Source organism: Nonomuraea sp. NPDC004702 (genome assembly GCF_053601695.1).
In genome coordinates this window covers 162,469-177,785 of the sequence record NZ_JBSGCE010000007.1, presented here as the reverse complement: position 1 = coordinate 177,785, position 15,317 = coordinate 162,469, and the positions used below count along the sequence as shown (strand labels likewise).

14 protein-coding genes are annotated in these 15,317 nt (G+C 70.4%); 4 read left to right on the top strand and 10 right to left on the bottom strand.

Going from position 1 to position 15,317, the window contains the following annotated elements:
* Nucleotides 1–44: 44 nt before the first annotated feature.
* Nucleotides 45–1,160: an ROK family protein gene (locus ACWEJ6_RS12235; RefSeq protein WP_452423381.1), complete on the top strand. Its 1,116-nt coding sequence runs from the start codon at nucleotides 45–47 to the stop codon at nucleotides 1,158–1,160.
* Nucleotides 1,161–1,214: 54 nt separating this feature from the next.
* Here ACWEJ6_RS12235 and ACWEJ6_RS12230 read toward each other — a convergent pair whose 3' ends face one another.
* The 8 genes from ACWEJ6_RS12230 to ACWEJ6_RS12195 all read right to left on the bottom strand — a co-directional run bounded on the left by ACWEJ6_RS12230 (nucleotide 1,215) and on the right by ACWEJ6_RS12195 (nucleotide 9,421).
* Nucleotides 1,215–2,339 (bottom strand): NAD(P)/FAD-dependent oxidoreductase, encoded by a 1,125-nt coding sequence (locus ACWEJ6_RS12230; RefSeq protein ID WP_452423379.1) that lies wholly within the window; start codon nucleotides 2,337–2,339, stop codon nucleotides 1,215–1,217.
* Nucleotides 2,340–2,399: 60 nt separating this feature from the next.
* Complete coding sequence (locus ACWEJ6_RS12225) at nucleotides 2,400–3,872, bottom strand: amidohydrolase family protein (RefSeq protein ID WP_452423377.1); 1,473 nt, start codon at nucleotides 3,870–3,872, stop codon at nucleotides 2,400–2,402.
* Nucleotides 3,869–5,044: an MFS transporter gene (locus ACWEJ6_RS12220; protein ID WP_452423375.1), complete on the bottom strand. Its 1,176-nt coding sequence runs from the start codon at nucleotides 5,042–5,044 to the stop codon at nucleotides 3,869–3,871. Before ACWEJ6_RS12220 ends, ACWEJ6_RS12225 begins: the two co-directional genes overlap by 4 nt.
* 370 nt (nucleotides 5,045–5,414) lie before the next feature.
* On the bottom strand, nucleotides 5,415–5,840 hold the full coding sequence (locus ACWEJ6_RS12215) for a DUF2690 domain-containing protein (RefSeq protein ID WP_452423373.1): 426 nt from the start codon (nucleotides 5,838–5,840) through the stop codon (nucleotides 5,415–5,417).
* A 386-nt stretch (nucleotides 5,841–6,226) separates the two neighbouring features.
* Nucleotides 6,227–6,772, bottom strand: a complete 546-nt coding sequence (locus ACWEJ6_RS12210) for a hypothetical protein (protein ID WP_452423371.1) — start codon at nucleotides 6,770–6,772, stop codon at nucleotides 6,227–6,229.
* Between the two features lie 51 nt (nucleotides 6,773–6,823).
* The gene (locus tag ACWEJ6_RS12205) at nucleotides 6,824–7,282 is read right to left on the bottom strand and encodes an SRPBCC domain-containing protein (RefSeq protein WP_452423370.1); all 459 of its coding nucleotides are present in this window, start codon (nucleotides 7,280–7,282) and stop codon (nucleotides 6,824–6,826) included.
* Between the two features lie 389 nt (nucleotides 7,283–7,671).
* Nucleotides 7,672–8,799 carry a sensor histidine kinase gene (locus ACWEJ6_RS12200; protein WP_452423368.1) on the bottom strand — a complete coding sequence of 376 codons (1,128 nt, stop codon included), beginning with the start codon at nucleotides 8,797–8,799 and terminating at the stop codon, nucleotides 7,672–7,674.
* Complete coding sequence (locus tag ACWEJ6_RS12195; protein ID WP_452423366.1) at nucleotides 8,789–9,421, bottom strand: LuxR C-terminal-related transcriptional regulator; 633 nt, start codon at nucleotides 9,419–9,421, stop codon at nucleotides 8,789–8,791. The genes ACWEJ6_RS12200 and ACWEJ6_RS12195 overlap by 11 nt, the downstream gene beginning before the upstream one ends.
* A gap of 274 nt (nucleotides 9,422–9,695) precedes the next feature.
* Here ACWEJ6_RS12195 and ACWEJ6_RS12190 point away from each other — a divergent pair, with 274 nt between their 5' ends.
* Nucleotides 9,696–11,681 carry a hypothetical protein gene (locus ACWEJ6_RS12190; protein ID WP_452423364.1) on the top strand — a complete coding sequence of 662 codons (1,986 nt, stop codon included), beginning with the start codon at nucleotides 9,696–9,698 and terminating at the stop codon, nucleotides 11,679–11,681.
* Between the two features lie 183 nt (nucleotides 11,682–11,864).
* On the opposite strand, the gene ACWEJ6_RS12185 is transcribed toward ACWEJ6_RS12190, so the two are convergent.
* The gene (locus ACWEJ6_RS12185) at nucleotides 11,865–12,455 is read right to left on the bottom strand and encodes a helix-turn-helix domain-containing protein (protein ID WP_452423362.1); all 591 of its coding nucleotides are present in this window, start codon (nucleotides 12,453–12,455) and stop codon (nucleotides 11,865–11,867) included.
* Between the two features lie 73 nt (nucleotides 12,456–12,528).
* On the opposite strand from ACWEJ6_RS12185, the gene ACWEJ6_RS12180 reads away from it, so the two are divergent.
* The gene (locus ACWEJ6_RS12180; RefSeq protein ID WP_452423360.1) at nucleotides 12,529–13,692 is read left to right on the top strand and encodes an MFS transporter; all 1,164 of its coding nucleotides are present in this window, start codon (nucleotides 12,529–12,531) and stop codon (nucleotides 13,690–13,692) included.
* Between the two features lie 198 nt (nucleotides 13,693–13,890).
* Nucleotides 13,891–14,331, top strand: coding sequence for an SRPBCC family protein (locus ACWEJ6_RS12175; protein ID WP_452423358.1), 441 nt, complete (start codon nucleotides 13,891–13,893; stop codon nucleotides 14,329–14,331).
* 314 nt (nucleotides 14,332–14,645) lie between these two features.
* Here the strand turns inward: ACWEJ6_RS12175 and ACWEJ6_RS12170 are convergent, their stop codons facing one another.
* Nucleotides 14,646–15,116, bottom strand: a complete 471-nt coding sequence (locus tag ACWEJ6_RS12170) for a hypothetical protein (RefSeq protein ID WP_387675678.1) — start codon at nucleotides 15,114–15,116, stop codon at nucleotides 14,646–14,648.
* Nucleotides 15,117–15,317: the final 201 nt, after the last annotated feature.

Here is a 15,317-nt window from a genome sequence, read left to right as displayed (position 1 = left end):
CCCTAGGCTTGTTCCGGAACACACGTCAAGAGGGAGGACCGCGGATGCGCGAGGACCTGGCCAGGACGGAGATCCTGACGACGCTCGGGTCCGGGCCGCTCAACCGCACCCAGCTCGCCCTCAGGCTGGGGCTCGGCGCGGCGACCGTGACCGAGCACAGCCGGCGCCTCATCGAGCTCGGCTACGTACGCGAGCTGGCGCCGCAGGCGGCCGGGCGTGGTCGCCCGAAAGTGCCCCTTGAGCTGGTGCCGGACGCCGCCTACACGCTCGGCCTGCGGGTGCACCACACGCACGTGGTCGGCGTGCTCATGCGGCTCAACGGCAGCGAGGCGCGCCGCTTCACGGTGCCCTTCGACCCCCGCGCCGACCCCGTCGGGCAGCTCGCCGCCGTGTGCGCCCACGAGCTGGCCGAACCCGCCGCCGGCGGGCGGGTGCGCGGCATCGGCCTGGCCGTCCCCGGCGTGATCGACCAGGCCAGGGGGATCGTGCGCATCTCGCCGCACCTGGGCTGGTCGGACCTGCCGCTGCGGCCCCTGCTGGCCGAACGCCTGCCGGTCCCCGTCCTCATCGACAACGACACCCGCGCCAGCACCAGCGCCGAGCTGCTGTTCGGCGCCGGGTGCGACCACGACGACTTCCTGGTGCTGGCCGTCGGCGGCGGCATCGGCATGGGCATCGTGCTCGGGCGGCGCATCCATCGCGGGCCCGACGGCGTCGCGGGCGAGTTCGGGCACGTGCCGATCGACCCGCAGGGGCCGCCCTGCGTGTGCGGGCGGCGCGGCTGCCTGGAGTCCTACGCGGCCGACTACGCGCTGGCCGCCCGCGCGTACGAGCGCGGGCTGACGCCGGCGCCGGTGCCGGTGGCCGAGCTGCCCCGGCTGGCCGCCGAGGACGTGCCGGGCGTGCGCGACCTGATGGCCGAGGCGGGGGCGGCGCTCGGGAGGGCGGCCGCGGGCGTGGTGAACGTCCTGGCCGTACGGGCGCTGGCGGTGATCGGCGAGAGCCACGTGTTGTGGCCGTATCTGGAGCCCGGGTTCCGGCCGGCGGTGGAGAGCGGCGTGCTGTCGGGAGTGGAGATCATGGTCCGCCCCTGGGACGACAGCGGCCACGCCCGCGGCGCCGCCACCCTGGCCCTGTCGGCCACGGTCGCCGCCCGCTGACCGGCGGCTCGTCGCTCAGTCCGCCAGGGGGCGCAGCACCAGGCACGCGTACCGTCAGCTCGCCGGGGTGTCATGGGAGAACCGTTCCGGGCGGAAGCCGGCGAGCCTCTCGTCCCTCCTCCCGCTGACGATCTCCGACGCGAGCAGCCGGCCGATCACCGGCCCGAGCGTGATGCCGCTGTGGGAGACGGCCTCGTAGTAGCCCGGCACGGACGGCACCGCTCCCACCGAGGGGTGTCCGTCGCCCGGGATGGGCCGGTCGACCACCCGTGTCCCGACGATACGGGAGTCCTCGAACCCGCGAACGACGTGCCGCGCCGACTCGTGGAGCAGCCGTTCGAGCGCCGCCGGATCCTCGCCGGTGTCGATGAGCGCGTCGACCTCGCGGCTGTGGAGGACCACCGAAGCGTCCCCGTCAGGACGGATCGCGACGCGCGGCGCGTGCATGGCCCGGCGGATCGGCGCCTGGGCACACTCGATCCGGGTGACGAGGCCGGGCTCCCGGCGCATCGGCAGGTGCCGCGCGACGAGCCCGGCGACGTGGGCGGCGCCGGGCCCCGCGGCGTTCACGACGGCGTCGACGTCGAGACGGCTGCCGTCGGACAGGACGACGGTCCGTACGCTCCCGTCGGCGCCGGTGCCGACGTCATGGACCGTGGTGCCGAACCGGTGCTCGGCGCCGGCCGCGACGGCCTGGCCGACCAGGCGGCCGACGAGATGGCGTCCGTGCACCCACGCTTCCTCGGGGAAGAACACGACCGGAACCTCGTCGGACACCGTGAGCGCGGGTTCGAGATGGCGGCGTACCTCGGCTCCCGTGCGTACCTCGGCCCGGTAGCCCCAGCCGGCCAGCAGCCCGGCCGTTTCCAGGAGGCTCGCCTCCGTCGCGGGGTCGTCCGCCCAGCGCAGGTGGCCGCCGGGGTGCCACCATGGGTCCGGCCCGATGATCCCGGCAAGCTCGCGGTACGCCGCCATGCTCGCGACGTTCAGCTCGAAGTAGGACCTGCTCGCGGTCTTGGCGCTGGCGTTGACCCACGAGAACGACCAGTCGGTGACCCCTTCACCCGGCCGGCCCGCGTCGACGAAGACCACCTTGACGCCGTGCCGTGCCAGATTCCAGCCCACACAGGCTCCGAGAACGCCCACCCCGATGACAGCAACACATCCAGGCCGCTCCACGCCCCGATTCTCGCACGAACAGGCAGTCGGCCTTGTCGACCAGGCGGCCCTGGGCAGGCATCAGGCTCTGACGGCGCGCCCGGGCAGGGCGGTCGGCTGCAGCTGCTCGTCGCGGACCACGAACTGGCCGCCGACGAGGACGTGAACGAAACCGGAGGAATGCCGGACCGTCTCGGTGTAGTCGGCCTGGTCGCTGACGGTCTCGGGGTCGAAAACGGTCAGGTCGGCGTCGCAGCCCGGCTGAACGCGACCCTTGCGCCGCATCGCCGGGACGCCTGAGCCCACGACGTCGGCGGGGACGAGTGTGCACCGGCGCACAGCCTCAGGCAGCGACAGGACGCCGTCCTCCCGGACGAGCCTGCGCAGCGTCCGGCCATAGGTGCCGGCGGTACGGGGGTGGGTGACGGCGTCGGGACGGAGCGGCCATGAGAGCGGGTCAGGCGCTCCGGAGCGCCACAGGAGGGGGACGGCGTCGGTGGCGACGGCGGCGTCGGTGAAGGTGACGGCCCGCCGGATGTAGTCGAACTGGGCGGGGTCGTCCTCGTCGAGCAGGTGGACGAAGGCGGCCGAGCCGGGTGCGCTCTCGCGGACCCGGCGCAGGGCGTCGGCGTCGGGGATACGCCCATGGGCGCCGAGCAGGCCGATGGAGTGCGGGGTCAGTCCGCGCCGGTGGAGGAGTTCCGGGGCGAGGAAGGCCGCGCCGACGCCGGTCATGCCCGCGCCGTAGGGGTAGGCCTCGGTGGTGACGCGCGAGCCTTCGGCGCGGACCTTCTCCACCAGTCCGAGCACGCGGTCGACATGGCGTATGGAGGTGCTGTTGACGTGGCAGTAGTGCATGTGCGCGCCGGTCTCGGCGGCGGCGCGGACGATCTCTTCAGCGCCGTCGACGGGAGTGGTGGGGTCCATCTCGACAAGTTCGCGGGCGTGGGTGTACGTGGGCAGCCCGGCTCGGGCGGCGAGGGCGGCTACGGCGAGGTACTCGGAGGGGTCGATGCGAGGCGCGTAGCCGACGAGGATTCCGATGCCGAGCGCGCCGTCGCCGAGGTCACGCTCCAACATGCCGGTGATGCGGTCGACGGTCTGCCGCGGGGCCGCACGCTGCCATTCCTCGCGACCGATGTTGGCGAGGAAGTCGGTCGTCAGGTCGCCGCCGGTGTCGAGGCCGAGGAGGACGGCCATGCGGGCCACGGCCCAGGAGGTGGCGAAGCCGTAGTTGAGCGGCCTGCCCTCGGTCTCGGCTCTGCGGTAGGCGGCGGCGACCGGGTAGGCGCCGGCTTCGAGTTCCAGGACGGTGGTGACGCCGTCGAGTGCCTGCAGGCGGTGGCCGGCGACGTCCGTGCTGTGGCTGTGCAGGTCGATGAAGCCCGGGCTGACGACCAGGCCGGTCGCGTCGACACTGGTGACGCCGTCGAGCGGCTGGTCGGAGACGGCCTGGATGACCCCGCCGTTGACGCCGACGTCGCGCACGGCATCCAGACCGGTCTCGGGGTCGATGACCCGGCCGCGGGCCAGGACCAGATCGTATGTCGTCACGCGAGCTCCTTCGTAGCGAGGCTGAACTGCTCAGGGCGCTGGGGCACGATCAACGCGATCAGCGCGCCGAGGACAGTGGTGGCGATGAGCAGGCCGAAAGCGGCGGTGTAGGAGAACTTGTCGACCAGGAAACCCATGAGGACGGGGGCGAGGACACCGGCGATCTGACCGCCGACGTTGACGATGCCCATGCCGGAGCCGATGACGGCGGGCGGCAGGGCGCGCACGGGCATGCCGAGGATGCCCATCGAGGAAAGGCCCGCCACCCCCATGGCGAGGGTCTGGTAGATGGTGAACCCGACAGCGGAGTCGGCCATCAGCATGAGCACCAGGAGCACGGCGGTGACCAGCAGCAGGGGGATGACGTAGAGCCGGGCTCTGTCATGGAAGAAGCGGTCGAACAGCCAGCCGCCGAGGAAGACGGTCGCGCACATGACCAGGCCGGGGATGGCGGACATGACGCCGGTGTTGATGAGGGAGATTCCGCGCTCCTCCAGCAGGTAGCTCGGCACCCATGTGATCAGGCCGTAGCCGAGCATGTTGGTGGCGCAGAAGAGGGCGGCGAACTTCCAGACCGACGCCGAGCGCATCACGGCTCCGAGGCCGAGCCCCTTGTCCTGAACGATGTCGGAGCCGTTGAGGTGGGCGGGCAACGCCTTGGGCAGCAGCTTCCAGAGCAGCACCCCGATGACGACGCCGGCGGCGGCGGTGACCCAGAAGGTGTGGCGCCAGCCGAGGACGAGGATGAGCGGCGCGACGATGAGCGGGGCGACGCCGGCACCGAGTTGGTTGGAGGCGAGCATGGCACCGGCGGCGGTGGCGCGGACGGCGGGGGTGGTGCGTTCGGCGATGGCCTTGAAGGACGCGCCGGGGAACAGGCCCTGGCCGACGCCGAAGAGGGCACGGATGACCAGGAGAGATGCCAGGCCCCAGGCGATGCCGGTGAGGGCGGTGAAGACCGACCAGAGCAGCAGGGAGACCATGAGCTGGCGTCGGGCGCCGAACCGGTCGGCGAGGATGCCGCCCGGTATCTGGCACAGCAGATAGACCAGGGAAAAGGCAGTGATCAGCCAGCCTTGCTCGGTTTTGGTGAGTGTGAAGTCCTCGCCGATGAACGGCAATGCGACGGCCATCATCACCCGATCGACGTAGTCGATCACCCAGACACCCATGAGCAGCCCTACGGTGACGGTCGCCGTCCTGCGTATCTGCGCAGGGGCCAGGGGGCGAGTGTCTTCGGCGAGTCCCATTCACAGACCTCCGGAGCTTTCACGTCAGTGTTCCAGCAACCCTCCATCACGTGACCCGGGAGTGCTTCGTGCAGGGACATGAAGTCGGAGCCGCCGGCGGTGCAATTGCACCAAGCTCGGTCCGCCGACGTTGGCGATCTGTCTCGGGATTCGTTCCCCAACAGGTGTTCCGGAAAGGGGCTGCCGGGACGCGTTGCGGAACGTAACATCGCCCGCAGTACCCCGCCGGCGGGGGGATGCCGCCGCACGACGTCGACGATGTCCAGGGCGTTGTGGAAGACGACAGGGGGTGTCAGTACCAGGGGCTGCACAGGTCGGGGTCGTCGGGGTCACTGGGGGTGTACTTGTTCTGGGCGCACACGCGGGCAAGTTGGGTGCCGTCGACCATGCTGGTGAAGCGGTTGCCGTCGCCTCCGTATTGCAGATCGACTCTGGCCGTCCTCCTCCCGTCCCAAGTTTGGGCCCACATCCAGAGCGGGGGATGGCTGCCGCTGGGGTATCGGGCCCAGTTGGCCGCGCAGTTGGCGGAGTAGCGTAGTTCTACGTAGGCATTCCAATCAGGAACCTTCCACGATGTCACGGTCCGGACCTCGTCGTCGCACAAGATCGGTGATCTGCCGACACAGGTGGCTCCCACACACGCGGGCGGGGGCGGCCATGGCTGGGCCGCGGCGGGGGAGACCGGTGAGATCGCGACGCCGAGAACAGCCGCGATCATGACAGCGGCACGGGTCCTGTGACGCATCTGCCTGCCTTTCGCTTGCTGAGGAATGACGCGGTTGCGCGATCGGCCGCCAAACAGCCCTTGCCGGGCAGTTCGGCGTCAGGGGGTCGTACGGCTGAGCGAAGCCGGTGGCCGTTACGATCACGTCGCCGGTCCCACCCGATCGAGGCTCGCCACAGGCCGGTCATTGTGACCGTCCCGCCCGCCAGGGTGAGGCCGAACAGTATGACCGCATGGGCGCGGGCCCACAGCTTGCCTCTGGGCAGCTCTCTGACCAGCGCAACCTGGTGATTCCGCCGGCCGGCAGGTAGGCCAGGAACGCGCACGCGTGCACGGTTCAGGTACCACGCGCCGTCCCTCTGTCAGGGGAGCGGGCGCAGTCATGCCGGGCATTCCTGCTTGATGCTCCACACGGCGGACTTGCCCCACCCGATCTTCACCGGGTGACGCTGTCCGTTGTCGTCACCGAACCAGATGCGCGTCACTCCTGCTCGCCTGGCGATGACGCGCCACGACCAGACGGGCCCTTCGTCGAGAGTGACGACGTCAGAACCTCGGGACGGCCGCGCGTTGCCGTACTCGAAGTGGAAGTCGATCTGCCCGGTGGCGAGGCTGCCCTTGGGCACGTAGAAGGAGTAGGCGCACGTCTCCTTCCGGAAGTAGGGCTGGTAGCCCACCTCCAGACAGCGGTGCGAGCCGTTGGCGTAGGTCCAGTTCACGGACGTGCCGTTGTCGTCGACGCCGGTGTTGTACTGGGCGTCCTTGCCGCCGGCACACCCCTGGGCGGCGTTGCCGAAGTCGAGCACCGTCATCTTCGGGGACAGGAAGGAGACCCGGGGCCAGGCGGCCTGGGCAGGCGCGGTGGCGATCGCGGTCAAGAGCAGGGCGGGAACGGTGAGCGTCAGGGAACGCGACAAGATCGACATGGCTCTCCAGAGTCGGACCAGGCGCTGTGCGCAGGCTGGGCGGGAGACGGTTCAGGCGGTGACGGCGGAGGCCAGCTCGAAGGTGAGGCCGAGCGGTTCGCCGGTTTCGACGAGGGTCTTGAGGTTGGCCAGTCCCATCGGCCAGGCCCGTACGGTCAGGGCGGCCGTCACGCCCGCGGGGTCGAGCTGGTCGTGCACCACCCGCAGGTGCGTCAGGTGGGCCAGCTCGGTGAAGGTGCAGGAGACACGGGAGGCCTGCTCGGCGTGTGCGTCCGGGTGCCACAGTTCCTGCCAGGTGCGCACCAGTCGATGGGGCGCCTCGGCCTCCAGCACGATGCCGTCGACCATGACCGGGCCGTCGCCGATGCGGCTGGGCAGGCGCGAGCCGACATTCCAGTCGGATTCGATGGTCGCGCCGAAGTTGATGTGCGGGCTGAGCTCGGGATCGGTGAAGATGCGCCACACCTGAGGGGGTGTGGCACGGATGTAGCTGTCGAAGGTGTACGTCATGCGGGGCTCCAGGGACGGGGAGGCAGGCAAGAGGGTGTCAGAGCGCGGCGGTCAGCGGCCGACCGGTCTCGGCCACGGTCTTCAGAGCACTCAGGGCACGCCGGCTGGTCACCAGTCTGCGCGGAGGATCGAACATCTCGACGAGGCCATCGCTCAGCGGCTCACCGCCGGGGCCCAGGACATGAAAGGGCGACCCGGGCTCTCCGGACGTGCCGGCGGGACGTCCCGCCCGGAGCCGGTGTCGAACCTGGCCCTGTTGCCGGAGTGGTCCGGCCTCGTCACGGGCGCGGCGCGCCGTCGACGTGGTGCGGTGGGGCTTCATGCATGCCAGTGTCCGGAGGACGATCTCATCCGCATAGTCGTGAAATAGCGGGACAGCAGGGGTGGTGTCATGAGGGGACACGGAGTTCGACCAGGGTGCCCTCACCGGGTGCCGAGTCGACCACGGCCGTGCCGCCGATGTCGGCGATCCGGCCTTCGATCGACTCTCGCAACCCCAACCCCGCACCACGCGCACTGAAGCCGTCGCCCTGGTCCAGGACGCTGACCACGATCTCCCCGCGACGTGCTCGGCCGTGCACGACAGCCTGGTCCGTGCCGGCGTGCTTACGGACGTTCGTCAACGCCTCCCGTACCGCGCCGGTCACCGCCTCGACCGTGGCGATCGGCAGAACCACGTCGGCTGACTTCAGGCCGGAGGCGTGCAACTGCACGTTCAGCCCTGCCTGGTTGGCGTGTTCGACCACTTCCTCCAAGGCGGTGACCAGGTTGTTGCCGGCGCTGTCGTGCTCGCCCCGGACGTAGCGGCGCAGCCACCTGGCTTCCGCGGCCACGTGCCGCCTGACCTGCTCATCGCTCACCCACCCGTCGCGGACCAGGGCCTCCAGGGTCTGCAGGACCCGGTCGTGCAGGATGCGGCCGTTCCTGGCGCGTTCCTGCTCGGCGGCCAGCCTGGCCACCTGCCCTCGCGCCTCGTCCAGTTCGGCGGCGTTCCGGCGCAGCAGGGAGGTGACGAACCAGGCGATGCCCGCGTTGACCCAGAATCCGATCGTGTGCGGCAGCGCGCCCAGCCAGAAGAAGCCACTGGAGCCCTGCATGTACAGGTAGGCCGCGGCCAGCGGCGCGGTGGCCGCCAGCGCGCCGGGCAGCGTGCGCACGCACACGCCGACGCCGATGGACACCAGCAACATGTACGGCAGCAGGAAGTCGGGGCCCGACCCGCGGAGCGCGGCGCCGGCGACCACCGTCATCCCAACGCCGACCCCGGCGGTCAGCAGGGCGTCAGCCGCGACGAGCCGGCCCGCCGGGGGCCGGCGGCGAAGCCGGCACGCCATGACCACCACGGCACTTGTCAGCCCGAGCACCGCCAGCGCGCCGCCGAAGCCGGGAATGTGCCGCCGCCAGCCACTGTCGCCCACGTAGTTGAGCGCGACGACCTCGGCCAAGGCTCCGGCGCGGAAGAGGATGACCGTCCAGGCGAGCACGGCCTCGGTACGGGCGCCGGCCTCACCGGCCACGGATGGCTCGCTCGGCGATCCGGTCCAGGGCGGCGGCGATCAGCTGGGCCTTGTTGCCTACCTGCAGCTTGCGCCTGATCCGCTCGACGTGGGTGTCGACCGTGGACTTCTTGATGCCCATCCGGCGGGCGATCTGGTCGTAGGTGAAGCCTTGCGCGATATGGGTGAGCACCTCCTCCTCGCGCGGCGCCAGCGGCACTGCCGGGGTGGGCGTGGTCAGCGCCGACATCCGCGCGTGCAGGATGTCGGCCAGCTCGGCCGACAGGTAGAAGCCGCGGGCCGCCACGACGCGGATGGCGCTGGCCAGGAGCCCGGCGGGTTCGCTCTTGGTGACGTAGCCGCGTGCCCCGGCTCGTACGGCGGCCACCAGATCGGCGGGTCTGGCCGAGGCTGAGATCACCAGGATGTTGTACAGCTGCGACAGTTCGGCGATGGCGGGCACGCACGGCTCGTCGTCCCCCAGGTACAGGTCGAGCACCAGCACGTCCAGCTCGGGCTGGGTGCCGACGGCCGCCAGGTCGCGCCCGCCGAGCACGACCGCGAAATCCTCCGACTGTGCCAGGACGTGTTCGAGCCCGTGTCGGATGAGATCGTGATCGTCGATGACCCCGATCGTGATCATGTCCCGCTCCTGCATAAGCCACCGTGACCCAGGAGATGACCTCATGGCAAGTCCCGTATAACAGGGACAAGAGGGGACAAGCGTCGGGTGTGACGGCCCCGGCCTCGCCGCAGCCCCGGACCGCTCGGAGCAGGTCATCGCCGGCGCCCGCACGTACTTCGACAAGGGCGCCCTCGGTTTCGTGATCAGATGACTCCTTGTTCGGCTTGACGCCAGTGGTCATCTATGGATTGATCATTACTGTCATTCGAACTTGTGACCGAAAAGGGCTGTGATGTCAGAACGCTCGTCGTCGACCCGCACGACGTTGTCCCGATTAACCCACCGGCTCCTCACCTGCGGCGCTGCCGTCGCCTTGGCGGCCGGCCTGCTCGTGGCCCAGGCCCCCGCGGCCATGGCCACCGATCTCATGACCGACCTCGGCGAGCACCTCTCCTGGGCCTCCGACGTGGCCACCGCGAACGACAAGGTCTTCGTCTCCGGCAGCGACCGGATCGTTGTCGCCGACTCGCGGGGCTCGCTCACCGGTGTCATCACCGACCTGCCCGGTGTGATCGGCCTCGCCGCGGCACCCGACGGTGCCCGGCTGTATGCGGCGCTGAGCGAGGCGAACCAGGTCGCCGAGATCGACACCGCCTCCCTCGCCGTCACCCGGCGCATCGACCTGAAGGCGTTCGCCTGCCCCTCGCCCTGGTACCTGTCGCTGTCCGGCAGCCGGCTCTACGTCGGCCACGGGTGTTACGCCCAGTCCGGCTCCGGCGGCGTCGTGAGCATCGACGTGGCGGCGTCGCAGCCGGAGCAGACCCAACTGGTGACGGGGGCCTACAGCGTCCCCATCGTGGGCGCCGCGGGGACGACCCTGGTGGTCGGCAGCCAGGGGCTGTATCCCGGCTCCTTCGCCGTCTACGACGTGTCCGGTTCCGGCGCCACCCTCCGGGGCCAGATCAACGGCCACGATCACGGCTTCTCGGCCCTGCACGACCTCGCCATCAGCTCCGACGGTTCGACGGTGTTCACCACGTACAGCACTCCCAGCAGGTACGACGCCTGGGACACGACCGATCTGACCCTGATCCGCAGCTACGGTGTGGAACCGACGTTCACCGGCCGGTCGAACGCGGTCGCGCTCAGCCCCGACGGCGCCTCCGTGGTCGGCGGCAGGTGGGGCGAGACGTCCGTCGGCGTTTTCGACACGGCCACGGGCGCGAAGACCTTCAGCTACGCGAACCCCGACGTGCAGCTGGTCGACAAGACCCTCGTCCACACCGGCAAGGACGTCTTCGGCGTGGTGAAGGACACCTCCGACCGGCTCCATCTGTGGAGAGTGCCCGACGTCGCCCTCGCGATGTCGGAGCTCACCCTGACGGCCCCGTCGTCGGCAACCGTGCTCGAACCGCTCACGCTGACGGGCCGGCTCACGCTCTCCGACGGCTCGGCGCCGGGGGCGCAACCGCTGGTGGTGACCCGCCGGCTGCCGGACGGCACCCGCAAGACCCTCCCCGCGACGACGACCACCGCCGACGGCGCCTTCACCGTCACCGACACGCCCTCGGTGACGGGGACGATCGGGTACGAGGTGCTCTGGCAAGGCAACCCGGCGTTCCGGTTGAGCAAGGCGTCGGCGACCGTCAACGTGCTCAAGGCCAAGTCCTCGATCAGCCTGACGCCGCCGTCCTCGGCCACCGCGCTCCAGCCGTTCACCCTGACGGGCCGGCTCGCCCTGGCGAACGGCTCGGCTCCTGGTGAGCAACGGTTGACGGTGACCCGCAGCCTTCCGGCCCGCCCGGTCGAGACCCTCCCGGCAGTGACGACCACCGCGGACGGAACCTTCACCATCACCGACACCTGGCCGCTCGGCGGGACGGGCACGTACGAGGTGAGCTGGCCGGGCAGCGCTCTCTACGGGCAGGCCACCGCCACGCTCGGCATCACGGTGGCCAAGGCGCAGGCGGAGCTCACGCTCTCCGGCCCCAAGAAGGCCCCCGCCGGCAAGGAGCTCCAGTTCAGCGGCGCGCTGACCTCACCAAGCCGGCTCCCGTCGTCTGTGCTGATCGAGGTCTTCCGCACCGTCACCGGCCGCGACGGCACCGAGACTGTCCAGCTGCCGTCGATCCAGGCGTACGGCGAGCTGACGTTCGGCTTCACCGACACCCCACAAGCGGGCGGTGAATACACCTACACGGTCAAGTGGAGCGGCGGCCCGGCGCACTTGCCCGCGGAGGGCGGCCACGTCGTCGTGGTCGGAGGCGCGTCCGACTGACGTCTCCCCGGCCCGGCCGGGTGGCCCGACGGTGGACGCCGTCGGCCCACCCGGCCGATGCGGAGGGGGTCTCGTATCGTGGCCGGCCAGTGCTGACAGGCCGGTCATCGTCGCCGGGTGCTCTGCGGGTCGTCGGGACGGATCGGAGCGCCGTAGGGCGGAGCCGCACGTCAGACCGTCGAATCAGCCGGGGACAAGACTCGCGTAGCGAGGGTCTCGGGCGCCGGCATAGACCACGACCATCGTGAAGTGGGCCGGCTCCGGGCCTTGGCTGCTGTAGGCGTGCGGGCGGTCGCCTCGCATGCGGAGCGCGTCTCCCGCGGCGAGTCGGAACAGCGCTCCGCCGACGGTGACCGCGACGCTGCCCGAGTGGAGCTGCAGCAGTTCCCGGGTGCCGGGCGGATGCGCGGGCGTGGAGATCTTGTCGCCGGCAGGCAGCCGGAACTCCCAGAGCTCGGTGAAAGGCGGCTGGCTGTCGTTGATCAGGAGCCTGGCGCGGCCTTCGGAGCGAACCACGGCGTCGGCGGCACGGGAGACGCGTCCAAGCTCCTCCGGGGGCTCCACCAACTCGCCGATCGACACACCCAGCGTGGCGCTGATCCGGGCGAGCGTCGCGATGCTGGGGTTGGTGCGCATGGTCTCGATCTGCTGGAGCATGCCGCGGCTGACGCCGGACCGGGTGGCCAGCTCTTCCAGCCGCCAGCCGCGGTCTTGACGGGCAGCGCGCAGGTTCGCGGCGAGGGTGTGGCCTACGGCCTCGGCGGGATCGTTCATGGCGCAATGCTGCCCCAGGGTGCAAAATAGTGCGACTATGACACAAGATACTGGTCGTACCGAGCGTCGAGCGGTGCGGCGGCTGCTCGGCGCCAGCTTCATGGACTTCCTTGGCTCGGGGCTCTTCTTGGCCTTCTCGGCCGTCTACTTCACCGGCGTGGTGGGGCTCGCCGCCGGCCAGGTCGGGCTGGGCCTGAGCATCGCGGGCGCCGCGGCCATAGCCGCCGCGATACCGCTGGGCCGGGCGGCCGACCGCTACGGCGTCCGGCGGGCACTGGTGCTGGTGCATGCCTTACGCGCTGCCGGAACCGCCGCCTACGCCTTCGTCGGAGACTGGTGGGGGTACCTCGTGGTCGTCACCGTCATCACGGTCGCCGACCAGATCGCGACCGCGCTGACCCAGGCGTACGTGGCAGAGATCGTCGAAGGGAACAGCCGGGTGAAGGTGCTGGCCTCGTATCGGACGGTGATCAATCTGGCGATCAGCATCGGCGGCCCACTCGGCGGGCTGCTGGCCGGCACCGGACTCTTCCGGACCATCATCCTGGCCAACGCGGCGGCCTATCTTCTGGTCACCGCGGCCTTCGCCACCCTGCCCCAACCGGTTCGGACCGTAGAGCCCGCCCCGGTCCGGCGAGGCTTGGGCGTGCTACGTGACCTGCGGCTGCTCTCGCTGGCTGGTGTGGATGGCGTACTGCAGCTTTGGCAGCCGATCCTCAACCTCGCCTTTCCGCTGTGGCTCGCCCAGGCGACCACATTGCCGGACGGCTTGCTCGGGGCGCTGTACGCCATCAACACCGTCCTCGCGCTCGTCTTCCAAGCTCTCATAGCACGCCACATCACCAGCCTCAGAGCTGCCCGGCGATGTCAGCCCGTCGCTGCGGCATTCGCTGCCGCCGCCTGTCTGTTGTTCTGGTACGCGGCCCAGTCGATGCCTCTCGCACTCTTCTGTGCTGCGCTGGTGATGCTGACCGCGGCGGAACTGATCGCTGTCCCCGCGGCCTGGACGTTGTCGTACGCCTTCGCTCCGGATGACCAGAGAGGCGAGTACCTGGCGGCGTTCGGCATGGGTCGCTCGGTCAGTCGCTACGTTGTCGGCCCCATCTTGATCACCGGCATGCTCCAACTGGCGGGCGGTTGGACCTGGGGCGTCCTGGCACTGCTCTTCGTCGCCGCAGGCATCATCGCCCCCCTGACCGTCAGGAACGCAGACACAACGCGGTCGGCCGCAAGCTGACCACCATCTGCCCGGCACCTGACGCTCAACCCCGGCCCGTTCCGGCCGTCCTCCGGTGGCACTCTGACCAGCCGGAACGCGAACGCGTGCACCTGATGACACAAGCCTTACCGACACCCCGGATCGCGCCATCCGCACCCCGCCGGCCTGCCGGAACGCCGCGAACCGCGGCAGAACCGCCGGCAGTATCGTGGCGGGATGATCGAGCTTCGAGAGGGCGGTGTGATCGGCTGCTCCGCCGCACGGGTGTGGGCGGTGGTCGCCGACTACGCGCAGGACCCGCGGTGGCGGAAGGGCGTCGAGACGATGGCGCCGTCGCCCGAGGGACTCGTGCGGGTGGGGACGACCACCGCCGAGGTCATGCGGTTCGCCGGCAAGACCTATCGCAACGGCGGCGAGGTCGTGGCCGTGGAGCCGGGGCGGTCGTTCGCGTGGCGGACCACCTCGGGGATCGTCGCCGAGGGCGGCAGGCTCGTCGAACCGCTCGGTGAGGAACGGTGCCGCTTCACCTTCCACGTGCGCGTCACCCCGCGCACCGGCTCCGAGCGGGTGCTGGAGCCGGTGCTCAGATGGTTGCTGCGGCGCTCGATCCGTGCGGACGTCCGCCGGCTGGCCGTGGGGTTCAGCCGCGCTGATTGAGGGCGCCGTCCACGGGTTCTACGCCGAAGCCCCGGACGGCGCTCCTGAGCAGCACCGCCCTGGCCACAGCGGCCTCCCACAAGGCCACCCGCCGGACCAAGCGCTCCATCGCCCCAGTCCGGTTCGGGAAACGATCAGTCCTGACGCGCGAAGCGATCTTCCAAGGTCCGCGGTGCGTAACGCCGGGTGCCGCACAGCCCGTGGCACGCGGCCCATGGCGATCCAGGTCGCGGCCGGCCCGTGCCGGGTCGAGCAGCACGCAGGGAGCTCCTGCCCGTGTGGCGTTCACGAACACCACGCGCGGCGAGGGGCGTTCAGGAGTGGACGGCGCGGATCTCCGTCACGGTGAACGCGTCGACGATGTGCCGGTTCTGCACCAGGAACCCCACCACTCCCGCCACCGCCTCCACGCCCAGAGCGGCTGTCACCCGTGCGCTCAGAAGGTAGACCAGGGGCGTCGACGGCTGGGTCAGCGTGAGCCCGCGGTCGTGGCGGTGCACGTCCTGCAACGCCCTGATGGGGATCGGCCGCTCGGTGGTGAACCACGCCGCGACCTCCCATTGCGGATGTGCCGGATCGGCCTCGGCACAGGCGTGGTAGCAGGCGACGCAGCCATGGCCGGCATGCCGCCCATGGGGACAGGTCCATTGGGCGATCTCGGCCGGGCTCTGGTCGTGGGCGCTCAGGACGGCCGCTTCGGTGACGCGGCGGCGCGCCGGCCGTGACCGGTCCTCCGGCGGAGAGGCAAAGTCGCTGCTGATGATCGGATCCCTTCCCGGCTGCATCCCAACACGTCGGAGCCTAGCGGCGGCGGCCTGTGGAGCCGGTCGAGGGCTTGATGACCGCGGTCCAGTGTCTGCACCGACCGTTCCATGATGGAGTTCATGCGCGGCATTCGGATGCCGGTGAATACGGTCTGGATACCGATTCTGGCGAGATCTCGTCCATGAGAGCGGTGAACTTGCCATCACGGTCTCGAATCAGGA